Annotated in this window: 13 protein-coding genes; 6 read left to right on the top strand and 7 right to left on the bottom strand. The window is 68.4% G+C overall.

Annotation, left to right across the window (positions count from 1 at the left end; all coding sequences use genetic code 11):
* Positions 1-410, top strand: a 410-nt coding sequence (locus tag RWO82_RS13800; protein ID WP_314428044.1) for a hypothetical protein, incomplete at its 5' end; no start/stop codon positions are given.
* A gap of 35 nt (positions 411-445) precedes the next feature.
* On the opposite strand, the gene RWO82_RS13795 is transcribed toward RWO82_RS13800, so the two are convergent.
* Together RWO82_RS13795 and RWO82_RS13790 are read right to left on the bottom strand one after the other, a co-directional pair.
* Positions 446-652 carry a CDGSH iron-sulfur domain-containing protein gene (locus RWO82_RS13795; RefSeq protein WP_314428042.1) on the bottom strand — a complete coding sequence of 69 codons (207 nt, stop codon included), beginning with the start codon at positions 650-652 and terminating at the stop codon, positions 446-448.
* Positions 649-1689, bottom strand: coding sequence for an iron-containing redox enzyme family protein (locus tag RWO82_RS13790; protein ID WP_314428040.1), 1041 nt, complete (start codon positions 1687-1689; stop codon positions 649-651). The genes RWO82_RS13795 and RWO82_RS13790 overlap by 4 nt, the downstream gene beginning before the upstream one ends.
* 105 nt (positions 1690-1794) lie before the next feature.
* Here RWO82_RS13790 and RWO82_RS13785 point away from each other — a divergent pair, with 105 nt between their 5' ends.
* Positions 1795-1974 (top strand): hypothetical protein, encoded by a 180-nt coding sequence (locus tag RWO82_RS13785; RefSeq protein ID WP_314428038.1) that lies wholly within the window; start codon positions 1795-1797, stop codon positions 1972-1974.
* A gap of 18 nt (positions 1975-1992) precedes the next feature.
* On the opposite strand, the gene RWO82_RS13780 is transcribed toward RWO82_RS13785, so the two are convergent.
* The 4 genes from RWO82_RS13780 to sigJ form a co-directional block, all read right to left on the bottom strand.
* Positions 1993-3378: an LLM class flavin-dependent oxidoreductase gene (locus tag RWO82_RS13780; protein ID WP_314428036.1), complete on the bottom strand. Its 1386-nt coding sequence runs from the start codon at positions 3376-3378 to the stop codon at positions 1993-1995.
* A 151-nt stretch (positions 3379-3529) separates the two neighbouring features.
* Positions 3530-4255: a nicotinamide riboside transporter PnuC gene (gene pnuC / locus RWO82_RS13775; RefSeq protein WP_314428035.1), complete on the bottom strand. Its 726-nt coding sequence runs from the start codon at positions 4253-4255 to the stop codon at positions 3530-3532.
* Positions 4252-4779, bottom strand: coding sequence for a GNAT family N-acetyltransferase (locus RWO82_RS13770; RefSeq protein WP_314428034.1), 528 nt, complete (start codon positions 4777-4779; stop codon positions 4252-4254). The genes pnuC and RWO82_RS13770 overlap by 4 nt, the downstream gene beginning before the upstream one ends.
* A gap of 85 nt (positions 4780-4864) precedes the next feature.
* Positions 4865-5776: an RNA polymerase sigma factor SigJ gene (sigJ, locus tag RWO82_RS13765; RefSeq protein WP_314428032.1), complete on the bottom strand. Its 912-nt coding sequence runs from the start codon at positions 5774-5776 to the stop codon at positions 4865-4867.
* A 149-nt stretch (positions 5777-5925) separates the two neighbouring features.
* On the opposite strand from sigJ, the gene RWO82_RS13760 reads away from it, so the two are divergent.
* Complete coding sequence (locus RWO82_RS13760) at positions 5926-6681, top strand: NAD-dependent epimerase/dehydratase family protein (RefSeq protein ID WP_314428031.1); 756 nt, start codon at positions 5926-5928, stop codon at positions 6679-6681.
* 65 nt (positions 6682-6746) lie between these two features.
* Positions 6747-8096, top strand: coding sequence for a DUF222 domain-containing protein (locus RWO82_RS13755; RefSeq protein ID WP_314428030.1), 1350 nt, complete (start codon positions 6747-6749; stop codon positions 8094-8096).
* A 22-nt stretch (positions 8097-8118) separates the two neighbouring features.
* On the opposite strand, the gene RWO82_RS13750 is transcribed toward RWO82_RS13755, so the two are convergent.
* Positions 8119-9036: a DUF808 domain-containing protein gene (locus tag RWO82_RS13750; RefSeq protein ID WP_314428028.1), complete on the bottom strand. Its 918-nt coding sequence runs from the start codon at positions 9034-9036 to the stop codon at positions 8119-8121.
* A 150-nt stretch (positions 9037-9186) separates the two neighbouring features.
* Between RWO82_RS13750 and msrB the strand changes: the two genes are divergently transcribed.
* A complete protein-coding gene (gene msrB / locus RWO82_RS13745) occupies positions 9187-9675 on the top strand; it encodes a peptide-methionine (R)-S-oxide reductase MsrB (RefSeq protein WP_314428027.1) in 489 nt (162 codons plus the stop codon).
* The coding region (gene msrA, locus RWO82_RS13740; protein ID WP_314428025.1) for a peptide-methionine (S)-S-oxide reductase MsrA at positions 9672-10168 on the top strand (497 nt) is incomplete at its 3' end. The genes msrB and msrA, both read left to right, overlap by 4 nt.

Genomic DNA, 10168 nt, shown 5'->3' with positions numbered 1-10168 from the left:
CGACCCCGACCCCGACGGCGGCGTGCCCGCTCGTCGAGGGCGTCGACCTGCCACCCGACTGTGCACCGTACGACCCCGATCACGCGATGGCGCAGAACGAGCGCTACCGCGACCGTGTGGAGCTGTCCGACGAGAGCCGTGCCGCGGCCGAGCAGCCCGCCGAGTCCGTCCGCGTCGGGCTCGAGGCGCTGCGCAGCTCGGGAGACCTGTCCGTCGCCGCGGTCGAGGACGTGTTCGCGGATGCCGGCCTCACCGACATCCAGACGATCGGCGACGAACGGGCGGTGGCCTTCGGCGCTGCGGCACCGGAGGGCGGATGCATCTTCGGCGAGGTCTCTGCCGACACGCTCTCCGTCGAGATCGGCGGCGTCATCATGGACGGCGGATGCCTCCCGGCGGTCGGGCACTGATCGCACCCGACCGCTCAGAGATCACACGGGTGAGATCACACGTCCGTGCGGAACCCCGATGCCTTGTGCGTGCCGTCGCAGAACGGCTTGATCGTCGACAGGCCGCAGCGGCACAGCGCCACGGTGCGTCGCGTGACCTCGATCGGCTCGCCGTCGGAGGTCTCGATCACCGCTGCCCCGCGCACCAGCAGAGGCCCGTCGGGGTACGCGGTGATCGTCACGGCATCCGGCGCCGCGCTCATCGAGCGTCCCTCTCGCGCAGCGAGGATTCGCCGCGCTTCCAGGAGTCGAGCATGTGCCCCGCCGCCCAGCCGTCGACCGCGAGGCAGGCGGAGGCGCCGAACATGATGTCGGACAGCAGCTCGGGGCGCTCCTCGGCGAGCCCGCCGGCGAGGTCGCGCGCCGCGATCTGCTCGTGCACGGCATCCGCCTCGACGTGCTCGTCGAAGTAGTCGGTGACGTCTTCGCCGAAGCCGAGGCGCCGCAGACCGTCGGCGTACAGGCGGTTCGGGATCGACGAGGTCATCTCGAACGCCGCCAGGTGTCCGACGATCGCGCCGACGAGGCGGCGGTTGAGTCCGAACATCGACATCGCGTTGAGTGAGGCGAGCGTGATCGCGGGCACGTCGTCGACGTACGCGCCGTAGGTGTCGTCGAGTCCGGCTCCGCGCATCGCGCGCGCGAAGATCGTGGCGTGCACGCGGTCGGCCCGCCCTCCGCCGTACTCGTCCGACTGGATCTCGACGAGCGCGGCCTTCGCGCGCCCGCGCAGCCGGGGGATCGCCCACGAGTGCGGGTCGGCCTCGCGCAGCGTGTAGACCGAGCGCTGCATGAAGAACTCGTGCATCTGCTCCTCGGTCGCCTTCTTCGCGACGTAGCGCGACAGGCTGGGTCCGGTGTCGGCCTCGGCGAGGGCGAAGAGGGCGCGGCCCACTGCGTCGACGGTGGGCTCAGGCAGGTCGGGCACCGGCACGGTCGCCCGCAGCGTGCGCTCGAAGGCGCGCTCGAGAAGAGCTCGGGTGGCGATGAGGGCGGGGTCCCACTCGAGCTCGGCGTCGAGCTCGGGAAGAGAGCCGTACGACGAGGCGTAGAGCACGAAGAGCGCGAGCTGGATGTCGTCGTCACGGACGATGTCGTCGCTCATGACCAGGGCGGACTCGGCTCTGGCGCCGAGGTCGTCGACGTCGTCGCCGGTGAGTCGGCGGATGATCGCGCCGCTGAGGGGGCCGCGAGGGGTGATGCAGTGGAGGGCGGACGGGGTGAGCGCTGGCGCAGACATGTTCGAAGTCTCCGCGTCGACCGGCCGTGGGAGAAGGGACTTGACGCGACGCGTCGGATGCGGAAGGGCGGATGCGGCGGCGCCCGCTCCGCCTAGGCTGGAGCCATGAACAAGAACTCGCTCTGGACCATCGTCGGCGTCGTGCTCGCCGTGGTGATCGCCTGGTGGATCGTCAGCGCGCTCTTCTCGATCCTGTGGTTCATCGCCAAGCTCGCGATCGTCCTGGTGGTCGCGGTCGTGGTGTTCCTGGTGCTGCGCGGGATCTTCAGCTCGAAGGCCGAGTAGCGCCCCCGTCACCTCCGATCAGGCGACAGGAGCCTTCGCGCCCACCCGGTAGCGTGCCGCGCGGTGCGTGTCCTGCACCCGGTCGCCCTTGCCCTGCAGCTTGTGCCGCAGCGTGCCCGGCGTGTACTCCTCGGGGTAGACGCCGCGCTCGCGCAGCACCGGGATGACGTGTTCGATCACGTCCTGCCAGGTGCCGGGGGTGACTGCGTAGGCGAGGTTGAAGCCGTCGATGTCGGTCTGCTCGACCCACGACTGCAGCTCGTCGGCGATCTCCTCACCCGATCCGACGATCGTGGGCCCGAGGCCGCCGATCGCGTTGTGGCGGCCGAAGTCGCCGACGGTCCACTCGCGTCCGAGGTCGGCCTCCTCCTTGAGATGCTGCAGCACCGACTGGATCGCGTTGGACTCGACGTTTCCGACGGGCTCGTCCTCGGCGTACTGCGAGAGGTCGACGCCCATCCACCCCGACATGAAGGTCAGCGCGCCCTCGGGACTCGCGTACGACAGGTATTCGGCGTGCTTCGCCGCGGCATCCTCGCTCGTCGCCCCCGTGATCACGGTGAGCAGCGTGTAGATCTTCGCGTCGTAGCGGTCGCGACCGGCCTCTTCGAGCGCGTCGCGGATGCGCTTCACGGTGCCGGCGAGGACCTCCTTCGAGGGCGCGGCCACGAAGATCGCCTCGGCGTTCTCCGATGCGAAGCGCACACCGCGGGGGCTGGCTCCCGCCTGATAGATGACCGGCGTGCGCTGCGGCGACGGCTCGGAGATGTGGATGCCGGGGACGCTGAAGTGCTTTCCCTCGTGGCCGATCGGGTGCACCTTCGACGGGTCGGTGAAGATGCCCCGCTCGCGGTCCTCGACGACGGCGTCGTCTTCCCACGAGCCCTCCCACAGCTTGTAGAGCACCTCGACGTACTCGTCGGCGTGGTCGTAGCGGTCGTCATGCGCGAGCTGGTCCGTCTGGCCCATGTTGCGGGCGGCGCTGGGCAGGTAGCCCGTCACGACGTTCCAGCCGACACGTCCGTTGGTCAGATGATCGAGCGTGCTCAGGCGCCGTGCGAACGGATAGGGGTGCTCGAAGGCTGTTCCGGCGGTGATGCCGAAGCCGAGGTGCTCGGTGACGGCGGCCATCGCGCTCACGAGCAGGATCGGATCGTTCACGGGCACCTGCGCGCCGTTGCGGATCGCCGCCTCGTTGGTGCCGCCGTAGACGTCGTAGGTGCCGAGGACGTCGGCGATGAAGATGCCGTCGAACGTCGCGCTCTCGAGCAGCTTCGCGAGGTCGGTCCAGTACGAGAGGGTGTTGTAGTTGCGCGAGCGGTCGTCGGGGTGCCGCCACAGCCCGGACGACTGGTGGGCGACGCAGTTCATGTCGAAGGCGTTGAAGCGGATCTGGCGGCTCATGGGACTAGCAAACCCCGAGCCCGGTGGTGGCGACCAGAGCCCCCGACATGCGAGGACATATTCGGCGACACGGCCGGCCCCTCATACTTTCGAATCGCGCACTTTGCAGTCTCGACTCGTTCTGAACTGCAAAGTGAGCGATTCGAAAGCGTCAGTCGCCGTCGACGGTCTTCACGGTGGAGGTGATGGGCCGGGGATCGGGCATGATCGTGTCGACCTGCGGTTTGGCGTTCGCCTGTGCACGGCACCACACGACGAAGCCGACCGCGGTGAAGACGCCGTAGAACACGTACATGAAGCCGGTCGCGTAGAAGCCCGAGCTGAACAGCAGCGGCACGCCCACGAGGTCGACGGCTATCCAGATCAGCCAGAACTCGGTCCAGCCCTTGGCCATGCCGTAGGTGGCGAGCAGCGAGCCGACGAACGTCCAGGCATCCGCCCACACGGGCTCGTAGGAGCCGAGCAGTCGGAACAGCGGGGTCAGCGCGACCGTGCCGATGACCATCCCGAGTATCAGCCCGATGCGGGCGCCCGTCGGTGCCCAGCGGGGGGTGACGCGGCCGCCGTCCGACGAGGCCTGGCGCCAGCGCACCCAGCCGTAGATCGCGACGACGATGAACATGACCTGCCGTCCGGCCTGGCCGAGCAGGTGCGGCAGCTCATGGTCCGGATTGAGGATGGTGCCGAGGAACACCGTGAGCAGCAGGAGATTGCCGACGATGCCGACGGGCCATGCCCAGACCTTGCGCTGCATGCCGCCGAGCGCACTGGCGAGGCCGAAGGCGTTGCCCACGACCTCGCGGACCAGCAGCACCTGGCCGCCGGGCAGCATCCACTGCGAGTTGAAGGCGTCGACCAGCCAGAGGAAGACGTTCACTTCGTCTCGTCGGGGAAGGGCCGCTGATCGAGCACCAGCTGCAGCAGCGTGAGGTCGAGCCAGCGGTCGAACTTGGCGCCGACCTGCGGCATCCGTCCGACCTGCATGAAGTCGAGGCGCTTGTGCATGACGATCGAGCCGGTGTTGCCGCTCTCGACGGCTGCGACCATGACGTGCACGCCGAGCCTGCGCGCGCGATCGATGAGCTCGATCATGAGCGCCTTCCCGATGCCGCGACCCCGCTCGCCGTCGCGCACGTAGACCGAATGCTCGACCGTGTGACGGAAGCCGCTGTGCGGACGGAAGTCGCCGAACGTCGCGTAGCCGAGCACTCCGGTGCCGTCGACCGCGACGAGGACCGGGTAGCCGCGGGCGGATCGCTCCGCGTGCCACGCGATGCGATCCTCGACGGGGACCGGGTCGTCGTTCCAGATCGCGGTCGTGTTCAGCACCGCATCGTTGTAGATGGCGGTGATCGCGTCGAGGTCGGCGATCTCGGCATCACGGATCTGGTGGTCGCTCATCGGGCCTCCTGCATCTGCGCTCGGGTGCGCACGGGACGACGCTAGCAGGATGCGGGGGCGGGGGCTCTCGGGCACCCGCTTCGCATCACTGCGACGAATTCCAGTAGGTGAGCTTGGCGGGGTTGAGCACGATCCACAGCTGGGTGATCACACTCGCCTCGACGTGCACGTTCATGACCGAATGCACGTTCTCTCCGTCGCGGAACACCAGGCCGAGACCGTCGCCGAAGTGCTTCTCCTCGGCGGTGAAGTGTGGGTTCTTGGCCGCGATCCCGAGCAGGAAGCGCGCGACGTTGTCAGCGCCGCTCACGACCTTGCGTGCGGCGCTGACCACGCCGCCTCCGTCGCTGCGCAGTTCGACGTCTGGTGCCAAGAACTTCAGCAGCGAGGCGACTTCGCCCGTGCGCGTCGCCTGCTGGAAGGCCCGCACCACGCGGTCGTGCTCGGCGCGGGGCACGGCGGTCGCCCGGTTCTCGCGCACGTGACGACGAGCGGATGACGCGAGCTGCCGCACCGCCGCGGAGGATCGCCCCACGGCGTCGGCGATCTCGTCGAACGGCACGGCGAAGACGTCGTGCAGCACGAACGCGACGCGCTCGGCCGGAGTCATCGCCTCGAGCACGACCAGCAGCGCTGTCGAGACGTCGTCGTCGAGAGTGATGCGATCAAGTGGATCTTCGGGCGTCGTCGCCGTGCGCGATCCGATCGCTCCGGCGAAGAGCTCGGCGGGAACGGGCTCGGGCAGCCACGGCCCGACGTACTGCTCGCGCCTGTGGCGGGCGGAACCCAGCAGGTCGAGGGCGACGCGGCCCGCGACGGTCGTGAGCCAGCCCGCGGGGTTCGCGATGGCCTCGCGCTCAGCGTCGGTGAGCCGGTACCAGCGCAGGTAGGTCTCCTGCACGACATCCTCGGCATCCGCCAGAGTGCCGGTCATCCGGTATCCGAGGGCGAGCAGGCGTCGGCGCTCGCGGAAGACGTCGTCGAGGTCGTCATCCATGGGGTGCCTTTCGGATGCTGGTGCGAGGGTGCTTTCGCAGGATATGACGACGGAGCGGGGTGGAGTGTGAGGCCTCACGTTCTCGGGTGCTGGTTCGTCATCTGGTGCAGAAGGCGTGGACGTGCGCCCCGGAGCGGAGAGGGAATCGAATGAGGATCGCGGTCGCAGGAGGAACAGGGGTCGTCGGTCGGCACGCCGTGGAGGCGGCGCGGGCGGCCGGTCACGAGGTGGTGGTGCTGTCGCGGTCGTCCGGAGCCGATGTGCTCACCGGTGCCGGACTGGTCGAGCGGCTGCAGCGGGCGGATGCCGTCATCGACGTCACGAACACGACCACGCTCTCGGCGGCGAAGGCGGTGGAGTTCTTCGAGACGGCGACCCGCACTCTGCTGGCTGCGGAGTCGCGCGCGGGTGTCGCGCACCACGTCGCTCTGTCGATCGTGGGGATCGATGGCATCGATGCCTCGTACTACGCAGGCAAGCTGGCGCAGGAACGTGAGGTGGCTGCAGGGTCGGTGCCGTTCACGATCGCGAGGGCCGGTCAGTTCCACGAGTTCGCCGGACAGCTGCTGTCGAGGATGTCCGGCCCGGTGGCGGTGCTGCCCAAGATGCTTATGCGGCCCGTGGCTGCGCGCGAGGTCGGGGAGCATCTGGTGCGTGTCGCCGAGGGCGCGCCGGCCGGGCGTGCGTCTGACCTGGTCGGGCCGCGGGATGAGCTGCTGGTCGATCTCGCCCGGCGGCAACTGGCGTTCGACGGAGTGCGCCGGCGGGTGCTGGGGGTGCGGCTGCCCGGCGCCTACGGGCGAGGGCTGGCGTCGGGGTCGTTGCGCGGCGGGGCGGATGCCGTGCAGGGTGCGCTCACGTTCGATGAGTGGCTGGGCAGCGAGGATCACGCGCGCGGGGAGTGAACCTCGCCTCAGATCGAATGTCGGCATATCGACCGAGATTCGAACATATCTTCTAAACTGAATGCATGTCTGGTTCCCGTCTGATGTCGTCGTTCGAGGCTATCGAGCGCCTCGAAGATGTCTGGGCGGATGCGGGGAGAAGCTCCGATCTGTCTCGGGACGCACTGCTCGAGGCGCACCGTGCGGTGAGCCAGGCGCAGCGGTGCCTCGACGGGCTCCATGCCGAGCTCGCAGCGACGATCGCGCACGAGTCGCGATCGGAACTCGGCCCTGACGGGTTCGCAAAGCAGCACGGATACCGGAGTGCTGCAGTGATGATCGCCGCGAACACGGGCGGGTCGGCGGGCGACGCCAAGCGACTCATCGCGGTGGGCCAGGCGTCAGCGCCGCGCACGAACCTGTTGGGTGAGGTCCTGCCCGCGCGGTGTCCGGCGCTGGCGTCGGCGCTCGCGGCAGGGGAGATCTCCATTGCGGCGGCTGCGCTCATCGTCAGCCTGCTCGAGCGGATCCGACTCAAGGTGGGCTCGGCTCGGGTCGAAGAGGCCGAGCGTCTCCTCGTCGGCAGGGCAGCGGGGATGTCCCTCGCCGACGTCGGCAAGCTGGTGGCCCGTGCCGAAGCCTGGCTCGACCCCGACGGCGTCGCGCCCAGAGAGCGAGAGGCCCGCGACCGGCGTTCCCTTGCGATGTTCGAGCGCGACGGTTCGCTTCACCTCGTGCTGCAGACCGACATCGCCTCAGGGGCGCCGATCAAGGCCGCGATCCAAGCCTGCGTGGCGGCGTCGTTTCACTCGCGGATCACCGCGACAGACCCTGACGCGCCGGATGCCGATCGCCGTTCGGTAGCGATGATCCAGGCCGATGCCTTGACCGCCATCTGTGAGCACGCGATCGCCTGCGACAACGGTGGGATGCCCGCATCGGGTGCGACCGTGGTGGTGCGCGTGAACCTCGACCAGCTCATGTCGGGCGAGGGCAGCGCGACGATCGACGGCAGCGACCAGTCGGTGAGCGTCGGCACCTGCCGTCGCATGGCTGCGGGTGGCGGCATCATCCCGGTGGTTCTCGGATCCGCGGGGGAGATCCTCGACTGGGGGCGCGAGAAGCGGTTGTTCACCCGGGCGCAGCGGTTGGCACTCGTCGAGCGAGACGGCGGATGCGCCATGTGCGGTCTCCCGCCGCAGATGACCAAGGCGCACCACATCAGGTGGTGGCAGCGAGACACCGGTCCCACTGACCTGAACAACGGCGTACTGCTGTGCGAATCGTGTCACCATCGCATCCACGACAACGGGTGGAATATACGCATCGAGGGAATCGGAGCCGCGGCACGGGTATGGCTGATCCCGCCGCGAAGCATCGATCTTGCGAGGACTCCGCGCCTCGGGGGCCGGGCCCGCTATGACATCGCTGCCTGACGTCGATTCCGTGGTGCGCGGTTCAGACGTGCACGTCGGCCGGCGACTCCTCGCCCTCGTGGAAGTTCGGCGTCTTGCCGGTCAGGCGGCCGATCCCCAGGATGATCCCCACGATGACCAGGCCTGCGATCAGGCCCGCGATGGCCGAGAACAGGGTGTCGCCGATCCACACGATGACGCCGCCGGCCGGTTCGAGGAAGTGCTCGATGGCATGCAGGATGTCCTCGCCGAAGTGCACGCCCACCTCGCCCAGGTTCACGAGGAGCAGGTGGCCACCGACCCACAGCATCGCCACGGTGCCGAGGATGCTGATGAAGCGGAAGACCGCCGGCATCGAGCGCACGATCCGCATTCCCGTGTGGCGGACGCGTGCGACCGGGTTCTTGGCCATCTTCAGACCGATGTCATCGATCTTCACGAGCAGGGCCACGGCGCCGTAGACGACGCCCGTCATGAGCAGGGCGATCACCGCGAGGATCGCGAGGGTCGTCCAGATGTCGAGACCGGCCTCGAGGTTCGCCAGCGAGATCAGCATGATCTCGGTCGAGAGGATCAGGTCGGTACGCACGGCGCCGAGCACCAGCTTCTTCTCGTCGCGGGCGCCTTCATCGGCGTGACCGTGCTGCACGCCGAACCACTCGAGCACCTTCTCGGCGCCTTCGAAGCACAGATAGGCACCGCCGAGGATCAGCAGGTACGGCAGCACCCACGGCGCGAAGGCGGTGAGCACCAGCGCGATCGGGATGATGATCACGAACTTGTTGACGAGCGAACCGAGCGCGATCTTCGCGACCACAGGCAGCTCACGCGCCGGAGTGATGCCCTGCACGTACTGCGGGGTCACCGCGGCATCGTCGATCACGACTCCCGCAGCTTTGGCCGAAGCCTTCATGGCCGCGCTGAGGATGTCATCGACGACGGCGAGCAGTCCAACCGACATGTGCGTCTCCCTGTTGTGTATGGCGGAGCAACTCTATCGACTGCGCGCAAACTCACAGCGCGCTCACAGTCCCGGGGGACCAAAACCACGCGTCCCGCGGTTGTGATCAATGACGCCGCAGCCAGCCGCGTCAGACAAAGGAGACACACCATGTCGAACGAGTACAGCAAGACCCCCGGGGCTGTCAGCGGCCTCACGCACCTGCAGTACGAGGTCACGCAGGAGGACGCGACCGAGCCGCCCTTCCGCAACGCGTACTGGAACACTCACGACGACGGCATCTACGTCGACGTCGTCTCGGGCCAGCCGCTCTTCGCGTCGACCGACAAGTTCGACAGCGGCACCGGGTGGCCGAGCTTCACCAAGCCCATCGAGGCCGACGCCGTGACCACGCGCACCGACCGCAAGCTCTGGATGACCCGCACCGAGGCCCGCTCCAGAGGGGCCGACAGCCACCTCGGACACGTCTTCGACGACGGGCCCCGAGAGGCCGGAGGGCTGCGCTACTGCATGAACTCGGCGGCCCTGCGCTTCATCCCGGCTGACAGCCTGGAAGATGAGGGGTACGGTCGCTACCGTCACCTCTTCCCCACCACCGCCACCCCCACCGTCACCCCCACCGCTGAGGAGCAGTCATGACCGACACCGGAACCATCACCCGCACCCCTGGGACAGAGACCGCCGTGCTCGCGGGCGGCTGCTTCTGGGGCATGGAAGACCTCATCCGCCGCCAGCCCGGCGTGCTCGACACCCGCGTCGGATACACCGGCGGCCAGAACGACCATGCGACCTACCGCAACCACCCGGGTCACGCCGAGGCTGTGGAGATCGTCTTCGACCCCACGAAGACGACGTATCGCGACATCCTCGCGTTCTTCTTCCAGATCCACGACCCGTCGACCAAGGACCGTCAGGGCAACGACATCGGATCGAGCTACCGCTCGGCCATCTTCCCGCTCACTCCCGAGCAGGAGACTGTCGCGCGGGACACGATCGCCGACGTCGACGCCTCCGGGCTGTGGCCGGGGAAGGCCGTGACGACGATCGAGCCCGCGGGGCCGTTCTGGCAGGCCGAGGAGGAGCATCAGGACTACCTGATCAAGTACCCGAACGGCTACACCTGCCACTTCCC

Origin of the sequence: uncultured Microbacterium sp. (genome assembly GCF_963521645.1) — a bacterium.
In the GTDB taxonomy this organism is placed as follows: Bacteria; Actinomycetota; Actinomycetes; order Actinomycetales; family Microbacteriaceae; genus Microbacterium.
This window is presented reverse-complemented; position numbering and strand designations above follow the sequence as displayed.